Below are 20,497 nucleotides of genomic sequence, written 5' to 3'. Positions count from 1 at the left end.
GCCCGGGCCTCCGCCGCCGCCCCCGCCGCCGCCGGGCGGTCCGCTGGCACCGCCCGCGCCGGGCGGTCCGCTGGCACCCGCCGGACAGGGCGGACCTCCGCCGCCCCCGCCGCCGCCGGGCGGCCCGTTGGCGCCCCCGCCGCCGGGTGGTCCGCCGCCCCCGCCGCCGCCGGGTGGTCCGTTGGCACCCCCGCCGCCGGGCGGTGCGGCACATCCCGTCGCCGTGCCGGTCGTGTCGGCGCCCTCCCACGGGCCGGTCCAGGAGATCCGGGAGCAGCACCGCGCCGAGGACGAACAGCACCTCGCCGCACTGCCGCCGCACACCGGCGAGGCGCCGACCGTGTCCCCGGCCGATGCTGCCCTCGGGCAGCAGCTGCGCCAGCGCTACCCGCGGATCAGCCTGGTCGACCCGGGTTCGCCCGGCAGCGGCCACCAGGTCGCCTTCCTGCGGGTGCTGGAGGGCCTGGCCGCGATGGGCTACCAGGGCGAGGTCCACCTGACCTTCGCGCGCGGCAAGGCGCCGTTCTACGCCGAACGGCTCGGCCGTTCCGCCGACGTCGGGCACCCCCGGCACTCCTACGACCTGTTCCACGGCCCGTGGACGGGCGTCCACCAGGGGATGCGGGTGACCGCGCACCCGGCGGGAGCACCGCTGGACGTCGCCTACAAGGCGCCCGAGCGGCGGATCGCCGCCGACCTGGAGACGTACTGGAAGTACTTCGCCTGGCACGGGGCGGACCCCGACGAGGCATGGCTGGTCAACACCGGGGCCAACGCGAACGTGCGCGGCCGCTACCGGGGCGACCAGCCGCAGATCCAGACCGACTTCCCGAACTCCGTCACGAAGGAGGACAACCGCGACCGGGTGATCAACCCCACCCAGCACCTGACCCCCGACGTCCTGACGGCCGGAGCCCAGTCCTCCGGGCAGGGCCGGACGCTGACCGTCTTCGCCGCCCTGGACGCCCCGCACGGCGAGGACACGGCCGCCTACTTCGAGGAGAACCTGGCGCCGTCCCTCCGGGAGATGACCGGGGAGCAGGATCCGGACGCCCTGATCCTGCAGCCCTTCCTCTGGGACAGCCACCCCCGGCAGATCCGCCGCGGGGACGAGGTCCTGGCGGAGCTGTGGCACGACCAGGGCGCCACCGTCACCTATCCCTTCCGTCCGCAGCCCGTCCCGGAGGACCTCGCGGGCCACGTCCGTGACCACTGGCCGGATGCCACCGGCCCCGACGACCCGGTTCCGGACCTGGTCGCCGACCTCCTGCGCCGCGCCCAGGCCGGCGAGATCCGGCTGGTCACCGCCTACTACGGACAGATCGGCGACGGCACGGTCCGCCACCGCGACATGGCCACCCGGATGGAAACCGCGCTGCGAGAGATCCCGGAGCCGCGCCGGCCGTCGGCCGTGGTCCTGCTCGGGGCCGAGCCGAACGACCGTCAGAGCCACGCCGACCTGCTGGACGGCCTCCGGGGCGTCGTCCAGGCCCCGGCCGGCGACGGGAGCGTCCACCGCCTGCGGCTGGGACGCGTCCAGCCGGCGGTGATGGAACTGTTCGAGCAGCGCTCGACCCTGGTCGTCACCGAGGGCGCCAACACGTGGCAGGAGATCCTCACCCTCGCCACCCCCGGCATCTCGGCCCGCCCGGGCGGCGAGACCCGCCCGTGGACGCTGGCACCGAACGGCACCCCGTCACAGGGCGGGCAGCGGATCGGCGAGGCCTCGGCCGCCCTGGGCACCGGGCACACGCCGACCCTCACCACGTTCCTGCACGGCCTGGACGACCGGACCGGCGAGGTGCGCCAGTACCTGGACATCTGGCGCGACTCCCTGAGCACCGGCGCCAACGACCAGTTCCGCAGCGCGGTCGAACAGCTCCTCGGCCAGCCCGAACCCCCGGCCGGGGAGAACACCGGCGCGGCGACGGCGGTGCACCAGCCCGCCCAGGCACCGGCACCGCCCGCCGCCGTGACCCCGCCCGCGCAGGTCCCGCCACCGGTCGAGCCGCCCGCCGCCCCGCACGCGGTGCTGCCCGCCTCCGCCTGGGCCGACATCCGCACCCTCGCGCCGCCCGCCCGGATGGAGACGGTGCGCTTCGACCCCCTCGTGCGCGGGCAGGCCGGCCCGGGCGACATCGCCGGCCCCGGCGTGCGCGACCAGTACGAGAACCGGCAGCCGAGCCTCGGCGGACTGCACGGCGCCGACACCACGATCAGCTACGACGCGCGGCGCTTCGAGGTCCGGCCCGGCCACTGGGTCACCGAGTTCACCCTGCGCCTGCACCTGCAGGGGCCGGACGGCCGCCCGCTGCCCGCACACGAGGCCGCCCGGACGCTCGACCGGGCCCGGGACGTGGTCGGCGACCGGTTCAACGAACGCTTCCACCTGCCCGGCGGGGACCAGGTGCACCTGCGGGTCGAGGGCGCGAAGACCGCGCCCGACGCCCACCGCACCGTCACCGTGGTGCCCGGCAACGACCGCAGCGACCAGTTCCACTGGTCCGACCAGAGCCCGCCCGGGGTGCTGCTGCACGAGGTGCTGCACTTCCTCGGCCTCCCCGACGAGTACGTCGAACCGGTGACCAGGCCGGGCGACGCCTTCGCGCTGCGCCGCCGCGACCTGTGGGCCGGCGAGAACGGGGTGATGGGCACCTCGGCCCACCGGGACGACTTCACGGTGCTGCCCCGCCACCTGCAGCGCATCGAGGAGGTCCTGCACTCGGGCCCGGTCCTGCGCGACCTGAGCTACGGGCAGCACCGCTCCGACCAGGAGACGGCGCACGCCCCGCTGACGCAGCAGCACGGGCAGACCGAGGACCCGGGCGCCCCGGCCCCGCTGAACGGTGCGGCCCACACGGACGTGACCCACACGGACGTGGCCCACACCGACGTGACTCACACCGACGTGACTCACACCGACGTGACCCCTGCCGTCGGGACCCCCGCCAGCAAGGCGCCGAACGCTCCGGCCCCGGTGCACGAGTCGCGCGTGAACGTGCTGGACGGCGGCCGGCTCTACCACGTCGTCAGCGTGCCGGGCGACGGCGACTGCCTGCTGCACGCCGTCCTCGCCGGAGCCCGCGGGCTGGACGGCTGGCAGCACGGCGAACTCACCGTCCACGGGCTGCGCGAGCTGGCGTCGCAGTGGTTCCGCAGCGACGCCGGCGCCGCGATGCGGCACAACGCCGACGCCACCGGCCAGCGGCCCGAGGACCGTCTGGAGCCGCACGAGCGCAACCAGACATGGCAGGTGCATCTCAACTCGGGGGACGAGCAGCCGTCGACGCTGTCCGGCAGCGACCTCGGGAACCTGCGCATGAGCGACCTGTACGACATGGGGCTGCGCAACCGGTCCCTGTGGAACACCTCGTTCTACGACCAGGCGCCGGCCATCGTCGCCCACGCCCTCGACCTCCACCTCGTGGTCCACGCGGGCAACGGCCGGACCGAGTTCAACCCCGGCGCGCACGGCGGCGAGGTGCACGTCTACCGCGACCCCGGCAGGGGACTGGCAGCGCACTACTCCGAACTGCGCCCCGACACGCGGGGGCCGGTGGCGGTGGAGACCGGCGCCACCGTCGACCCGAAGGTGGCGAAGGAACTGGCCGGGCGGGTCCAGCCGGACATGGTCGTCGTCGCCATGGAGCCCGGGCAGCCGGTCTTCCGGGTGACCGACGCGTGGACGCTGCGGGGGTACCTGCTCCAGGGCAAGATCGGCGCGGTCAAGAACAAGGAGGGCTGGTCCCAGCTGGGCCCGGGGCTCTACACGGGCCACGACTTCGACCACGCGGCCACCTACAGCGACTCCCTCTCCGGCCTGCCGGTGGTCATGGAGTTCCTCCTCTCCCGCAAGGCGACGGGTCTGAAGGTGAAGAACATCACCGAGGACTGGACGGCCAAGGAGGTCCCGGAGACGCTGAAGAAGTACGACTTCCTCACCGACGGGACGCAGTTCAAGTTCCACCCCGGCTTCTACGAGGGCCTCCTCCGGGAAGGAGCGCAGTCCGCGGACAAGTCCAGCGGTCTGCGGATCGCCGGCCTGAAGGTCAAGGAGGGCGCATCGGTCTGGAACCACTACCGGACCGAGGACTTCGTCCCGGAGTTCGAGGGCTACCTGATCAAGGCGCACCAGGACAAGGCCCGGCAACTCCCGCACGGCGACGACGCGTCAGGCCCGGCCCGCGAACCGGATCCGGTCCCGAGGAGCGAGGCCCTGGACTCCGCCCCGCCCGCCGAGCCCGGGGACCTCAGGCGCATCCGCTACCGCGAGCAGGCCGAGGCCTACGAGCGGCGGCTCGCCACCCACCTGCTCGAACGCGCCGACGTCCAGCGCGAGGTCAAGAAGGTCGTGGACCTGGCCTGGGCCATGACCACCAACGACAAGGACCGGACCCAGTTCGGCTCCAGGAGCACGGGCACGACCGGCATGGTCGGCACCGACCGGCACATGCTGCAGGAGGTCGTCGACCGCGGAAACCTCCGGGAACGCATGGCCCTGCTCTACAACGGCTACACCTCCAACCACTTCGCCAAGCTCGTACGGCAGCGGCAACTGCCGCGACCGGAACAGCTGAAGCAGGAACGGGCGGACCGCCACGACATCGGCGCGGAGGTCGTCAACCCGCTGACCGCGGAGATCAAGAAGGCCTACGGGGAACTGCTCAAGCCGCCCGCCGAGCGCGGGCACCAGGAGCCCTTCGCATCGTTCCGCACCGACGAGCGGTACGGACCCGTCATCGAGGGGATCCGGGACGCCTACACCGAGATCCGGGGCAGGCAGATCGCCGAGTGGGAACGCAAGCGGGTGGTCGAGGCCGCGCAGAAGGCCGCGGAGCGCCAGGCCAAGACCATCCTCGAAACCGACCGCAACCCCTTCGAGGTGAACCCGCCACTGGGCCGGGGCGAGTGGTACAGCGCCGTGGAGAAGGACGGCCGGCTCGGCTGGCAGCCGGGCGCCAAGTCCTTCCACTACAAGCTCGGTTCCGAGTTCCAGCAAGCCGCCCACGACAGCGGGGGGCTGGTCGTCAGCGGTACCTCCGGCACGGCCTTCGGCATGCTCCAGGCCGTCAAGGAACTCGTCAAGACGGACGCGGGGAAGACGAAGCTCGCCGAGCTGGGGGAGGGCCCGGTCGACTTCGAGCAGCTGAGGCTGGCCCTGCTCGGCTGGATGCTGGAGTCGGAGGACCACAGCTTCCACGAGATCATGACCGGCTCCCGCCTGTTCTCCGAGAGCCTCACCCCCGAGGAGCGCGCGAACCCGAACCTCACCGGGACGGACCTCACCTACAGCGACACCTACCACCGCTACCGCCTCCTCCCGCCGCTGACCGAGCAGGAGCTGCGCAGCGAGGTGGCGCCGGAGGGGCGCTTCCCGGACGAGCACCTGGTGGGCGACTGGTCCCTCCACGACCTGGCGCTCGACTCCCCGGCCGGCGGCGAGCAGCCCGCCCACGACGACCCGCCGGCCCAGGACGGCGACGGCCCCCGGCAGCCGGCCTCCGCACCGCCGGTCCCCGACCGCGGGCCGGGCCCCCGCACCCCCGTCCCGCGGCCGCAGTCCGACACGCCCCACGGCGACGAGATCACCCCGGCGCCGGAGCACGTCCCGAACATCCTCGACAGCGACAGCAACAGCAGTAGCGACAGCAGCAGCGACAGCGACTCCGACGGCTCCTGGTCGCAGCACCGACCGCAGCACGGGCAGGAGGGCGGCGAACCCTTCGAGCAGGCCCAGGGGTTCGAGCTGGACCACCAGAGCGTCGACGCGCTCCGGGCGCAGCACGTCGTGGTCGAGTACCAGGCCGGCTGGGCCGGACAGCCGTTCGTGCCGGGCCCGGCGCACCCCGAACTGGGGGCCGGCCCCTGGCACCCGGAGGAGGGAGCGCCCTGGGACGCCTCGGTCACCGGGTTCGACCGCGACCGGATCTTCGCCGATCACGACTCGCAACTGGCCGCCGAGGAGGCCGCCAACGCCTCCGCCTCCGACTCCGACTCCGATGCCGGGGGCGCCGCCCAGGTCACCCCGGTGCGCTGGCGTGCGGACTTCGGCCTGCTGTACCGGTGGGAGAACGGCGCCCGGGACCACCTGGAGGTGTTCGCGGAGGGGTTCGTGCCCCGGGGCGAGGACACCTACGTGCCACTGGAGACCTACCTCGTCGACAATCCGGCGTCGGTGTTCGTCAGCACCACCCGCTCGGCGATCCACCAGAGTCCCGGCTGGGGCACCGCCTACCGCTACCTGATCGACGCGCCCGGCGGGATCGACGTGCGCGCCACTCTTCCGCACCGCCAACTCGCGGACGTCGAACAGGAGGTGGCGTTCCCGGGCGGCATCCGGCCCGAGTTCGTCGTCGGCGTCGAGATCGTCCACGACACCGCGCTGCTGCACGACCCGCAGAACCCGGACGTCCACTGGTACGAGCACCCGGTGACCTTCGTCCCCAACCCCGGCTACCAGCCGGCCCACCGCTTCGCCCACGAGGGCCAGCACGACCACGACAGCGACGGCGGCGTCGGTGGCCTAGGCCTGGCCATGGCCGGCACCACCATCCACGACAACGACACCGGCAACCACCAGCCCTCCGCCGACGGCGACCTGGTGACCCACACGATCGTCGGGGAGAACGGCGCCAACGTCGGACGCTCCTTCCACACCACGGCGGACTTCGCACTGCGCGGCGAGACCCACCTGAACTTCCCCTCGGAGCGCACGACCGCCGAACACCAGGTCACCAACCCGGACTTCGCGCCGAAGCAGGCCGTCCGCCCGGACGGCGGCTTCGACTGGGAGGCCTACGGGCGGGGCGAGAACAAGCCCGGCGAACGCGACGGCGACGACGCCGACGTCCGGGTCCCGTGGGACCCGAAGTCCACACCGTACTTCGCGAACCTGCACGGCTCCCCGGAACAGCTGAAGGTCGCCGTCCAGACCCCCGAGGGCAAGGAAGGCCACCAGGCCGTCTCGTACGAGAAGTTCGGCGGTGTGCTGCGCCGCCGGCCGAGCCTGTCCGAACGACCGGAAGAGTCGCCGATCGTCCTGGAGTCCTGCGACGCCGGCCTGAACCGCGAGGGCCTGCAGCAGATCGCCGACGCCACCGGACGCACCGTCCACGCGACGACCGGCAAGACCTACGTCGCCAAGGAGAGCGACGGCAGCACCAGGCTCGTGCTGCTCCACGAACCCGGCCAGGCCCGCCCCGAGTTCGTCACCGTCCACCCCACCGGCAAGGACACCGCCGTCACGGGCAAGGACGTCCACCCCGCCGCCACCGACACCCCGGACCCGCACCCCGTCACGCACGAGGACGGCACCCACCTGCTCGACGCGGGCGACGACCGGATCCCCGGCGCCCCCATGCCGCTGGTCCGCAACCCGCGTGACGAGGCCCTCCCGCACGACCCGTCGGCGCCGACCGCCCGCCAGGACATGGTGCCCGGTGCCCGCGACCTGGAGATGGTCGAGCACCTGCGCCGCGACGCCGTCGTGCCCGGCGACCGCCCCCGGGAATGGGGCGCCCAGGACCACGCGCTGTACGACCACCTCACGGCCACCGACGCCCGCCGGCCCTTCGGCTTCTGGAAGAACCTGAACGAGGACCAGGCGGCCGCCCTCGTACTGGCCGAGCGCAAGGGCCTGGAGTTCGCCGCCCGCGAGCACGCCGTGCTCAAGGACCGGCTGCGCCAGGCCACTGGCAGCTGGTCCTGGGCGCAGAACTACCCCCGCGACAGCGAGCAGGCCCTCGACCAGCTGATCGCCACCGTCCAGGACCACATGCACACCGGCATGTTCGTCGCCACCAACTTCTTCCTCGACAAGCCCCTCAACGACAACCGCAGGACCACCCTGGGCACGTCCGGGGGCGCCCGCTCCTCCCGGCCCGAGCCGGAACCGACCCCCAAGACCGTCCTCGACCTGATGATCGAGGACCCCTCGCAGACCTTCAAGAACGTCTGGCAGACCCGCGCCTCCCAGGCGGCCGTGGACGACTCCCGCCGCGGCGGCGTGGAGGAGCACTTCGGCTATGCCGCCACGCTGCGCCGCGACCCGGCCACCAGGAACCACTTCCAGGACACCGGGACCGACAAGAGCGCGTTCCACCCGGACGAGAAGGAGGCCGCCCGGCTGCCGAAGTACGCGGCCCTGGTCTCCGAACTCCAGCCGCGCGGCGTCGCGGTGCGCTACGGCAGCGCGATCATGCGCTGGAAGGACGACGTCCGCGCCCGCGCCACCCACACCCCCAAGGACTCCTGGTCCGCGGGCGCGATGGGCGCCCGCTCGGTGACGCCCGACTCCCACCTGCTGCCGCTGCTCACCTACGGCACCGACTTCATGGTGCGGCGGGTGTTCGGTGAGGCCACCGGCTTCCAGCACGACGTCGAGTTCGGCCGCCGCCTGCTGCGCGAGGGCATGGAGACCGACGAGTACTTCGAGACGCAGATCCACGGCGACCTGCACTGGAAGGACCTGCACAGCGTCACCATCGTGCACCTGCCGGAAGGCCGGACGGCCGACCGGATGACCGGGCCGCTGCCCACGGCGGAGGCCGCCCGGCAGCTGCGCGACCGGCTCCTCGCCCACCGGCAGGACCGCGGCTACGACTTCACCGTCGACCTGCGCCTGCACGGGCAGCCGCCGGTGCTGGACCGCGTCGTCCCGCACCCCTCCGTCCCCGAGCCGCCCGCCCACGAGACGCCGGCCCACGAGACCGCCCCGACCATCCTCGACAGCGGCGACGAGATCACCCCTGTCGAGCACGACGCCACGCAGCACGGCGTCACCGAGCACGCCGCCGACGACACCCCGCCGCTGACCGGCGCGCGGATGGACGTGGCCGGCCACCCGCTCGACGTCCCGATGCGCCTGCCCGGCCCGGACGCCGAGGACCCGCTCCGGTCCGCGCAGTGGGGGCAGCTGGGCGAACTCCGCCGGCAGATCGCCGACCTGCCCGAGGGCAGCCCCGAACACCGGCAGCTGCAGCGGCAGATCGACCGGGCGCAGGAGAAGCTCCGCTCGGCCTTCACGACCTACCTCGACCACGAGGGGAGCGACCTCGCCGCCGCGTCCCAGGCACGCGAGCAGGAGATCGCACGGCTGCGGACGCAGCCGCCCCCGGCCCCGGGCACGTGGCAGGACACCCACCACCGCCGGCTCCTGGACACGCTGGAGCTGGAGGTCCGCGAACTCCAGGCCGAACTCGACCGCCACGCCCTGGACGCCCAGTCCAAGCAGCGGATGGTCCCCAGCGCACGGGACGTCGAACTGGTGGCGCACCTGCAGGACCCGCAGAAGCACCCGCTGGACCCGGACGTGCACCCGCAGCCGCTCCTGGACCGCCTCACCGGCGCCGGCGTCGACTGGAACACCCTGCACCCGGTCCAGGCAGCCGCCCTGGTCATGGTCGAACGCAAGGCGATGGACTTCGAGCAGCGCGACCGCGTCCTGCTCACGGAGAAGCTGACCACCGCCACCGGCGAGTGGGCATGGGTGGCCAAGTACCCCCGCGACACCCCCCAGGCGATCGACCGACTGATCACCGACGTCGAGAACCACATGCGCACCGGCATGTACATCGCCACCAACTTCCACTTCGACCAGCCGCTCAACGCCAACCGCCAGACCGCCTTCGGCAAGGCCGGCGGGATGTTCGGCACCTGGGGACCCAAGCCGAAGACCCTCCTCGACAAGCTGATGGCCGACAAACAGGGACTGTTCCGCAACGCCTGGGAGACCGGAGCCTCCCAGGCCGCCGTCGTCCCCTCGCGCCGCGGCGCCGTGGAGGAGCACTTCGGCTACGCGCCCGCCCTGCGCCGCAGCCACGACACCCGCGACCTCTTCCAGGACACCGGCAGCGAGGACAGCCGGTTCGCGCCCAAGAAGAACGACCGCGGCCTGCTGCCCAAGTACGGGGCACTGGTCTCCGACCTGCAGCCCTACGGCGTGGCACGCCGCTACGGCGCGTTCGCGCTGCACTGGTCCGACGACATCCGCGGCCGCGTCACCCACACCCCCAACGACTCCTGGACGGCACGGGAGAAGGGCGCCCTGTCGGTGACCTCCGACTCCCACGTGCTGCCGCTGCTCCTGTGGGGCGACCGGCACATGGTCGAACGGGTCTTCGGCGAGGCGACCGGCTTCCGGCACGACCCCGACTTCGGCGAGCGCATGCTCACCGAGGGCATGGACACCAACAGCTACTTCGAGACGCAGATCCACGGCCCGCTGTCCTGGGGCGACCTGCGGCACATCGTCATCAGCCACCAGGCCCCGGCCCCCGAGCAGCCGGCCGGCGCGCGGCCCCCCAGGCGCGACGACTCCCTGCCCACCCCGGAACGGGCCGAGAAGATCGCCGCCAAACTCCGCACGTTCGCCGGGAAGAACGGCCACACCTTCACGGTGGAGCTGCGTGTGGCCGGCACCATGCCGCCGCGCAACCACCCGCAGGACGTCCTGGCCCCCACCCCCGCCCCGCAGCCGCACACCGGCGTCGACGCCGGCGACGCCCCGGCCACCGGCGGCAACGATCGGCTCCGCAACGCGGTCGAACAGCCCCTCGACCGGCCCGAACCCCCGGCCGGGGGGAACACCGGGCCGGTGACGGCGGTGCGCCGGCCCGCCCAGGCGCCGCCCCCGCCGGCCCCCGAGCAGGCGCCGGTGCAGCCCGCCCCGCTGCCGCCCGGCGTCCTGCCCGCCGCCGCGAACCGGGACGTCCCCGACACCCGGCCGGGCCTGCGGATGGCCTCGGGCGCGTTCGTCGGGGACGAAGGACGGAACAACAACCGCCCGGCCGACGTGCTGGCGCTGACCCGTCGGCTGGAGGAACTCGGCGCCCTGGAACCGGACCTGGCCGGCCGGATCCGGCAGGACACGGAACCACTGCTGCGCCGCATCGAGGAGCGGGCCAGGAACCGCAACGCCCCTCCGCTCAGGCTGCCGGTGCCCCCGACGACCGTCGCCCCGCTCGTCCGGGTGGTGACCGAGCATCTCGGCTCGCCGCTGACGCCCGAGCACGCCGGCGTCCTCGGCCTGGCACTCACCGCCGGCGTCGGCCCCGGCGGCGCGAACCACCGGGCGGACGTGACCGCGGTGGGCCGCAGACTGCACGAACTGGAGCTGATCGACGAGACCGGCCGCACCGCCCTCGACCATCTCACCGACGGCGCTTCGCTGCCCCCGGCCTTCCTGGACGGCCTCCTGACGCTGCGCGCCGACCACCTGGCCGGCCGCTTCGACCTGCCCGTCGCCGAGGGCGGCCGACAGCTCGCGCACGCCATGCGCGACCTGTCCCACAACGGGGTCGTCCTGGAGTGGCGTGCCTCGGGCGACCTCGGCCTGGGGCGCACCGACTTCGCGACCTGGGCGATGGACGGCCCGGCGGAGCAGCCGCCGCCGTTCGCGAAGGACACCACGCTCAACTGCTGGGAGTCCGTCCTGCTCACCGCACACGCCGGGGGGCTGATCGGCTGGGACCGGATCCACGACCTGTACGCGGCCGATCTGACGGGCCCCAAGTGGACGGCCAACCTGGTCGCCGGCCTGCTCCCGCACACCAGGACCACCTACGACGCGAACGATCCGCACACGCCGCTTCCGCGTGCCGGCGACATCGTCGTCTTCAGCCGTGGCGAGCACGTCGCCGTCGCCACCGGCCGCACCGACGAGCACGGCGCACCGGTCCTGCTGAGCTTCGGCGTCAGCCCCAAGGACGACCCGGCCGAGGTCAACCGGGTGATCGAGATCAGCGCGCCGGACCTCTACGTCGGCCCCGCCGAGTTCGGGCCCGGCCCCTGGAGCGAGCGGCCGGCCCACGACGAGGCACCGCAGGAACCCGCGCACCCGGCGCCCGCGCACCCGGAGTCCGGGCTGACGCCGCTGCCCGACGCCGGGCACTTCGGGCCGGACGCCGAGCACACACCGCCCGCCGCCCCACCGGTCACCGACCGGCGCGGCGAGCTGCGCGCCTCACTGGTCCACCACGAAGCCTCGGGCGCCCACCGCCTCGACGACCCGGGCGTCGACGAGCAGGCCCGGCAGCGGATGGCCGGGACACTGGACCGCTTCCCCGCCGACGAACGCTTCCTCACCGTGGCGATGCACACCGGCACCGACGGCGTGCCGCGCTGGAAGGGCACCCGGGTCACCGAGGGCGAAGTCGCCGACCTGATCCTCTCCCTGCACGAACAGGGGTCCTGGGACGGACGCAAGCCCGTCCAGCTGGTGGCCTGTTCGTCGGCCCGCGGAGGCGAGCAGTCGTTCGCCGCGGGCGTGCTGCGGGAGCTGCGCCTGCGGCTGCCCGGCCTCGACCTGGAGATCTACGCCCCCAGCGGCCTGGCCTGGTTCGCGCCCCCGGTCTCGGGGCCGTTCCGCAGCGATCCGCAGGGCCCCGGAGCGCTGGTGGTCGGCCGGCAGGTCGCCTTCGACAGCTCCGGCCGTCCCGTCCTGGTGGAGGACGGCGGCTGGGTGAGCCTGACGGCCCCCCGGGACGCGTCCCCCGACGCCCCGCCCGTGGTGCGCGCCCTCGGCGCCCACCTGCCGGCGGACGGAACCCTCCCGCCGCGCTCGACGTCGGCACCCGAGGGCTACACCGTGATACCGGCCCAATCCAAGCCGCACGAAAGGGAGTTGGCGTCGAACGACGACGCGGTGGCGTTCGCCGGACGCCGACGCAAGGGCGGGATGGCGGACTCGGAATCGGACTCGGGTTCGGGCTCGGACCCGGGCGAGGGCCCGAGCTCGGGCAAGCGCATCCGGCCGAACGAGTCGTCCGACTCGGACGAGGAGATGGCGTCGGAGGACGACACCGACAGTGACGTCTCCTACACGTCGGAGGACTACCGCGACTTCCTGCAGACCGTGGACACCCGTTCCGACCGGCTCGCGGCATTGTGGGGTGAGGGGGAGAGGCGCCACGCCCCCGAGATCTACTTCACTCGGATCACCGCCGAACGGGACGTCCTGACGGCCATTCAGAACGTCGGCCCGCTCCACTCGGTGCGGGCGGCCGACGCGCTGCTGGGGCTGCTGAACCCGGCGACGGAGAGCCGGCGTGAGGATCTGACCCTGCGCCGGGACGACCTGGCCCGCCAGGCCGTCCCGCTGCCCTCCGCCGACCGGTTCCGGGCGCTCCACACCGAGGTGATGAGCCGCTACGACCCCGAGGGTGGCAACCTCGTCCACGACTGCGAACTCCGGGCCCACGCACTGTCCGAGCTCATCACCGCGGCGAACCCCGGGATCGGCCGCCGGCACCTCGCCAAGGTCTGGGCCCGTCCCGAGGCCGGGCACGAGCGCCTCCACCCGGACTACCAGTGGAACCACCACGTCGCGGTGCTGGTCGAGACCGCGGAGGGGAGCCGGGTGATCGATCCGCTGCTCTTCCCCGACCGCGCGGTCACCCTGGCGCAGTGGCACGACACGCTCTCCGTGCCCGGACAGGGGACACCCGTGGTGCACCGGGCGCCGTGGGAGTTCTTCGGCGCCCCGAACCGCGAGGGCCGGTCGGACGCCGAGTCCGCGGCCCTGATCGACGGGACGACCAGGGCGCAGATCGACGCGTGGAAGCGCGACGGTCTGACGCCGATGTCGCACACGCAGCTCTTCGGGGAGAGCGACCCCAAGAGCACCGGCCCCAAGACCACCGGCCCCAAGACCACCGACGTCAAGGGCACCGACACCAGGAGCACCGACACCCTCACGTCCGACCTGGTCGCCATGGAGCTGTCGGGCAAGCAGACGTCGGACGACGCGCAGGCCGAGGGGAAGCCGCAGGAGGCGACGGAAGGCAAGGGCAAGGAGAAGGTCGAGGAGCCGGACTCCCCGGAGGCGGCGAGGCGGATGGTGACCGATGCCCTCCTCGCAGCGCTGTTCAAGACCAGGAACGTGCAGAAGACCTACGCCGTCGTCGGCCTGGCGCTGAAGGGCGAGGAGAAGCAGGTCTGGCACACGCCCGAGTCCGTCGTCAACGGTTCGGACGACCCCGTCAACGACAGCCGGTCGTTCAAGGCCGTCACCCGATGGGCGGGGGACAACGGCCTGTGGACGCAGCTCAACGACGCCGAGGTGAAGGGGCTGGCGCAGGCCTTCCAGCAGATGGAGTCCTGGGGCTACGCGCCGGTTCCCCATCCCTCGGAGAGGCCGCCCGGCAAGCCGCCGGAGAAGGCGTCACTGCGGCCCGGCACCGCACTGCCGCCCCAGCCCGAGGGCGTGCTCACCGTGGTCTCCTCCCGCGGTACCTGCGACAGCTGCAAGTACGGCGTCAAGGACTTCCAGGAGGCGTTCCCCAAGATCAGCGCCTACGTGGCGTACGAGACGAGTGCCAACCATGACTCGACGGTGTCGAGCCAGAACCGGACGTTCAAGAAGAACGGGAAGGAAGTGGAGGGCACCATCGAATACGGCTGGCCGGACGCGGCCAGGCTCGACTCCACCGGCGGGCACGTGCCCAAGGGGAAGGACATCGCCTTCAAGTACTTCCCCTCGAAGGACGGCGAGTCCGCCTGGAACCAGCGCCTCGCGGACCGGGCGGCCGAGGAGGCCGCCGCGGCACAGCGGGCAGCCGAGGAAGCGGCCCGGGTGGCCGAGGCCGAGTCCGTGAACGTGATCAACCGCGCGGTCAGACCGAGGTCGGCGCAGCGGGTCATGGAGTTCGTCAAGGAGTACGAGGGAACGGAGAAGGACTTCGTCACGCAACTGAACAAGCACATGAAGAAGGGCATCCTGGCGTGGGGCCCCCTCACCCCCGAACTGCAGGCCGCCCTCCTGCTCTGGTTCAAGCAGAAGCCGCGGCCGGCCATCACGGGCTCCTGACGCGCTCCCCGTCCCGCCCGGTGAACGCCGGGCGGGACGGGCGCCGTTCACCGGGTGGAAGCGAGCAGGGAGCAGGACATGGAGCAGCAGCAGGGCCGCGCCGGCGCGGAGGAGTTCCGTCTGGCGGCGGTCTTCGACATGGTCGACCCGGTGACCGGGCCGGGGTTCTCGTGGGACCGCCCGGTGGTGGAGGACGCGACGGAACGGGCCGCGCTGGCCGCGTACCTGCGGGCCGGCACGGCGGTGCTGATGACACCGATGCTCATGGACGACGTCTTCGACACCTCCCGCCGGGGCGCCGTCCCGCTGAACTACCGCACCGACGGCGAGTGGATCTGGACCGACACCGTCACCTACTACCTGGAGGAGTACGACATCGCCCCCGAGCCCGGGCTGCTCGCGCACCTGCGCGAGCGGGGCGACGCCCGCCCCCGGCCGGACGCGGCGACCCTGGAACGGGCGGCCGACTTCGTCCTCCACCCGCCGCAGCCGGCCGAGCCGGCCTGGCGCCCGGACACCGGCTGAACCCGCCGGGCCGCGCCGTCCGTGGCTTAGGGGAGGGGCCGCTGCGCCGCGACCGGTGAGGTCGGTGCGGGCCGCCCCTGTCGGGTGTCGTCGTCGAGGGCCAGGAGGCCTGGGTGGGCAAGGTGCGCAGCGGACGGGAGAGTCAGCCGTCGGGTGGGGGTATCCAACTGCCCGCCGTGGCCTGGGCCGTGCCCGAGCCGGCCGAGGAGTCCGGGAAGCCGGGGCAGGGCGCGGCCCGCGCCGAGGAGCAGGCGCCCGCGGCGGTGGGCGCCGCCGGGCCGGTGCCCGCGATCGGGACCGCGGCCGCCCGGGCCGCGACGACGGGACGCGCCCGCGCCGGGGTGAGCGCCGCGCCCGCACCGGCGGGGGCGGCCGAGGAGGAGAGCGGCCAGCGCCGCCTCCCCAAGCCGATGGTGGCCGCCGCGGTGATCGCCGGCCTGGTGCTGGTCGGTGTGCCGCTGGGGGTCTCCGGGTTCGGCGGGAACGGCCCCGGCACGCCGGGCGCCGACGGCCCGCCGCCCGGCGGGTACTCCCAGCCGGACGGCGGCGACGGCTACGTGCCGGGTGCCGACACGCCCGGCAACCCGCCCGGTGACCAGCCCCTGCAGCCGGGCCAGGCCGGCCAGCCGGCCGGCGGACCGGCGCCCGGGGAGGGCATCGTGCCCGTCGCCGCCGGGGCCGCCGCTGCCGGCCTGCCCTTCGCCGCCCAGGCCCCCGACCCGGGCCAGGGCGCACCGCCGGCCGGCCGGCCCGCCACCGGCGGCGCCCCGGCCCAGGCGGGCGCGCCCGCACCCGCCCAGGGCACCGGGCAGAACACCGGGCAGGGCACCGGGCAGGGCACCGGCCAGGGAGCCGGCGCACCGAAGACCCAGCCCCAGCAGCCGCCCGGCGCCCAGCAGCCCCCGCCCGCCCAGCAACCCGCCCCGCCCCCGGCCAAGACCACCCAGCCGGCCCCGCCCCCGCCCCCGCCGCCCACCTACAACGCCGTCGCGGGCCCCGGCTGCGGCGGCTCCACCTCCATGCAGCTCAACGGCTGGTACGACAAGGGCCAGGAGGGCTGGCGGAAGAACTCCGGCGGCTACACCGGCGACGGCTGCGGCGGCGGCTTCACCTCCGTCCCGATGTCCGGCGACGCGAACGACGACAAGAGCAACACGGTGGTGTGGACCTTCAACACCGGCTCGCTCACCACCGGCACCTGCAACCTGTCGGTCTACGTGCCCAACGGCGACCTCAAGGCGGTCGGCGGCGCCCCGACCTACTACACCGTGCAGAACCGGACCTTCCAGGTGAACCAGGTCGCCAGCAGGGGCCAGTGGGTCCCCGCGGGCACCTTCCCGCTCAGCGGCGGCAAGATCGCCGTGGTGCTGCACAGCCGCGGCGAGGACTGGAAGGGCGGGACCGTGACCTACGCCCACCACGCCGCCTCCGCCGTCAAGGCCAACTGCACCGGCTGACCCGGCCCACCCCCGCCCCGCCCCGGCACCCCGTACCGCAGCACCACCGGCACCACAGCACCACCGGCACCACAGCCCCACGAACGACGGAGGAGAACGCCCCATGACCCGCCACGTGCTGACGGTCTGTGCGGAGCCGAGCGACGGCGGCTACCGCACGATCGGCGCCGCCCTGGAGGCGGCCCGCAGCGGAGCGGTCATCAGCGTCCGCCCCGGCCGCTACGAGGAGAACCTGGTGATCACCAAGATGGTCACCATCACCGCCGAGGAGGCCCGCGGCAGCGTCCGCGTCTCCCCGCGCCGCGGCGCCGTCGTCCAGGTCGTCGCCGAGGCCGTCCAGCTCACCGGCCTGGTCCTCCAGGGCCAGGACGAGGAACTGCCCACCGTCGACGTCCCCCGCGGCCAGGCCGCCCTCCAGGACTGCGAAGTCGCCGGCAACTCCTGGACCGCCGTCCTCACCCGCCAACAGGGCTCCCTCGCCATGCGCGGCTGCCGCGTCGTCAACCCCGCCGGCGCCGGCATCGTCGAGACCTCCACCGGCACCAGCGTCATCGAGGACTGCGTCATCGAACACCTCGGCAGCTCCGCCGTCGTCATCGGCGAACGCGCCAACCCCGTCGTCCGCGGCTGCGTCATGCGCGACGCCCGCGGCAACGGCGTCTGCGCCAACGGCGAAGGCCGCGGCTCCATCGAGGACTGCGAGATCTCCGCCACCGACAAACCCGGCATCGCCCTGGAGGAGAACAGCACCACCCGCGTGCTGCGCACCACCGTCCGCGACGCCTCCATCGGCGTCTACGTCTCCTCCGCCGCCCAGGTCGTCCTGGAGGACTGCACCGTCAGCGCCACCCGCGGCCACGGCCTGGTCCTGGCCGGCGGCACCGACCCGCTGGTACGCCGCTGCCGCACCGTGCGCACCCGCGGCCACGGCATCCACGTCACCGGCCGCTCCCGGGGCCGCTTCGAGGAATGCGAGGTGTCCGCCGCCGAGACCACCGGCATCCTCGTCGACGAATCCTCCAGCCCCGCCCTGACCCGCACCGCCGTCGCCGACAGCGCCGGCGCGGGCGTGGAACTCACCGGCGAGAGCGCCGCCGAGTTCGACCGCCTGGAGGTGCGCGGCGCCGCCGGACCGGGCGTCAGCGTCCGCGACGGCGCCAACCCGCTGCTGCGCCGCCTGGACGTCGCCGAGGTGCGCGGCCACGGCGTCGAGGTCCTGCGGGAAGGACGCGGACGGCTGGAATCCTGCGTGCTGTCCGCCACCGGACAGGCCGCGCTGCGCGTCGCCGACGGCGGCAACACCCAGGTCGGCGGCACCACCCTGCGCGGCGGCGCCCCCGCCGCCGGCCCCGGCAAGGCCGCCGCGGTCACCGGCGTCGAGGTCGGCCCCGGCGGCGTCGCCTCGCTGCGCGACTGCGACATCGCCGAATGGACCGGCGAGGGCGTCCTGGTCGAGGACGGCGGCGAACTCACCATGGCCCGCGGCCGGGTGCACGGCAACCGCCGCCACGGCGTCCTGCTGGGCCCGGGCAGCCGGGCCGCCCTGACCGGCTGCGAACTCACCGACAACGCCGGCGACGGCCTGCGCGTGGACTCCGAGGAACCCGTGCGGATCACCGGCTGCACCGTCGCCGGCAACCGCGGCTCGGGGCTGCGCCAGACCAAGGCCGGCGGCCGGCTGGCCGTGCAGGACCTCACCAGCCGGGACAACGGCCGCGCCGACAGCCACGGCACCGCCGGCGCCGGCGCCGAGGACGGCCCCGCCGCGGTCCGCCCGGCCGGCGCCCCCGGCGACCCCGGCCACGGCGCCGCCGACCACGACGGCGCCACCGACCCGTCGCCGGACCCGGCCGCCGCCCCGCCGCCGCCCGAGCCGGAAGGACCGCAGGCGGCCCTGCAGGCCCTGGTCGGCCTGGAGGGCGTCAAGGACCAGGTCGCCACCCTGGTCAACCTCAACAAGCTGGCCCGGCGCCGCGAACAGGCCGGCATGCCCGCCCTGCCGATGGGCCGCCACCTGATCTTCGCCGGGCCCCCCGGCACCGGCAAGACCACCGTCGCCCGCCTCTACGGCGCCATCCTCGCCGAGCTCGGCGTGCTGCGCGAGGGCCACCTCGTCGAGGTCGCCCGCGCCGACCTGGTCGCCTCGATCGTCGGCGGCACCGCGATCAAGACCACCGAGGTCTTCCAGTCCGCGCTCGGCGGCGTCCTGTTCGTCGACGAGGCGTACGCGCTGTCCGCCGGCTCCGGCGGCACCGGGCCGGACTTCGGCCGCGAGGCCATCGACACCCTGGTCAAGCTGATGGAGGACCACCGCGACGACGTGGTGGTGATCGTCGCCGGGTACTCGGACGAGATGCGCGAGTTCCTCGCCTCCAACCCCGGCCTGGCCTCCCGCTTCAGCCGCACCGTCGAGTTCCGCAACTACGCGCCCGAGGAACTCGTCACCATCGTCGAACGGGCCGCCGCCGCCCACGGCTACGAACTCGACCCCGCCGCCGTCGACGCGCTCGGGACGCACTTCACCCGCATGCCCAAGGGCGCCGACTTCGGCAACGGCCGCGCCGCCCGCAAGGTCTTCGAGGAGATGGTCGACCGGCAGGCCTCCCGGCTCGCCGGACTCGCCGAAGTCACCGACGCCGACCTGCCGCTGCTGCTGCCCGAGGACCTCGGCGCCGAGGCCGCCGCCGCGGCCCGCGCCGACGCCGGCACGGCGGGCGACGGCGGCGGGAGCACCGCACTGCTGGAACAGCTGCGCTCGATGGTCGGCCTCACCGCCGCCAAGGAACAGGTCGAGAACCTGGTCAACCTGATCACCCAGGTGCGCCGCCGGGAGGAGGCCGGACTGCCCACCGCGACGATCAGCCACCACCTGGTCTTCGCCGGGCCCCCCGGCACCGGCAAGACCACCGTCGCCCGGCTCTACGGCGAACTCCTCGCCGAACTCGGCGTGCTGCCCGGCGGCCGGCTCGTCGAGACCGCCCGCGCGGACCTGGTCGGCCGCTACATCGGGCACACCGCCCAGCTCACCCGCGACGCCTTCGAACGCGCCCGCGGCGGCGTGCTGTTCATCGACGAGGCCTACACCCTCACCCCGCGCGGCGGCGGCTCCGGCGGCGACTTCGGCCAGGAGGCCGTCGACACCCTGATGAAGCTCATGGAGGACCACCGCGACGAGGTCGTGGTGATCGTCGCCGGCTACCAGGAGGAGATGCAGGGCTTCCTCGCCTCCAACCCCGGCCTGGCCTCCCGCTTCTCCCAGCAGATCGCCTTCGACCACTACAGCGCCGACGAACTCGTCACCATCGTGCGGCTGCAGGCCGAACAGGCCGGCTACGTCTGCGCCCCCGAGACCCTCGCCGCCCTGACGCAGCTGTGCGAAGCCGTCCCGCGCGACCGCACCTTCGGCAACGGCCGCTTCGCCCGCCAGACGCTGGAAGCGATGATCACCCGGCAGGCCGGCCGCCTCGCCCGCCTCGACATCGGCGACGTGTCGGAGCTGAGCCTGCTGCTCCCGCAGGACATCCCCGCACTGCTCCAGCGGAGCGGCGCGTGACGGGCGCTCACGCCCGCCCGCGCCGCGTCGGGCCCGCCTCGACGGCGGCCGCCGCCGTGCTGTGCTGCGGTGTCCTGCTGGTGCCGGCCACCCCGGCCGGCGCCGCACCCGGCGCCCCGGTCCCGCGGTCGCGCCGGGGCGCGGGCCCGCGCGCGG

Annotated in this window: 4 protein-coding genes; all 4 read left to right on the top strand. The window is 74.0% G+C overall.

Going from position 1 to position 20,497, the window contains the following annotated elements; all coding sequences use genetic code 11:
• Positions 1–223: 223 nt before the first annotated feature.
• Positions 224–14,806 carry a protein-glutamine glutaminase family protein gene (locus tag ACFV0O_RS39560; RefSeq protein WP_380349342.1) on the top strand — a complete coding sequence of 4,861 codons (14,583 nt, stop codon included), beginning with the start codon at positions 224–226 and terminating at the stop codon, positions 14,804–14,806.
• Between the two features lie 78 nt (positions 14,807–14,884).
• A complete protein-coding gene (locus tag ACFV0O_RS39555) occupies positions 14,885–15,331 on the top strand; it encodes a hypothetical protein (protein WP_380349339.1) in 447 nt (148 codons plus the stop codon).
• A gap of 113 nt (positions 15,332–15,444) precedes the next feature.
• Positions 15,445–16,788 carry a hypothetical protein gene (locus ACFV0O_RS39550; RefSeq protein ID WP_380349336.1) on the top strand — a complete coding sequence of 448 codons (1,344 nt, stop codon included), beginning with the start codon at positions 15,445–15,447 and terminating at the stop codon, positions 16,786–16,788.
• A 103-nt stretch (positions 16,789–16,891) separates the two neighbouring features.
• A complete protein-coding gene (locus ACFV0O_RS39545) occupies positions 16,892–20,341 on the top strand; it encodes a right-handed parallel beta-helix repeat-containing protein (RefSeq protein ID WP_380349333.1) in 3,450 nt (1,149 codons plus the stop codon).
• Positions 20,342–20,497 lie beyond the last annotated feature (156 nt).

Source organism: Kitasatospora sp. NPDC059577, from assembly GCF_042735475.1.
Lineage (GTDB): Bacteria > Actinomycetota > Actinomycetes > Streptomycetales > Streptomycetaceae > Kitasatospora.
The sequence above is the reverse complement of the archived record's forward strand: the minus strand, read 5'-3'. Positions and strand labels throughout refer to the sequence as shown.

What these genes read in the sequence shown, in the direction of transcription:
- ACFV0O_RS39545 (WP_380349333.1), top strand. Translation starts at nt 16,892, where the DNA reads ATGACCCGCCACGTGCTGACGGTCTGTGCGGAGCCGAGCGACGGCGGC.
- ACFV0O_RS39555 (WP_380349339.1), top strand. Translation starts at nt 14,885, where the DNA reads ATGGAGCAGCAGCAGGGCCGCGCCGGCGCGGAGGAGTTCCGTCTGGCG.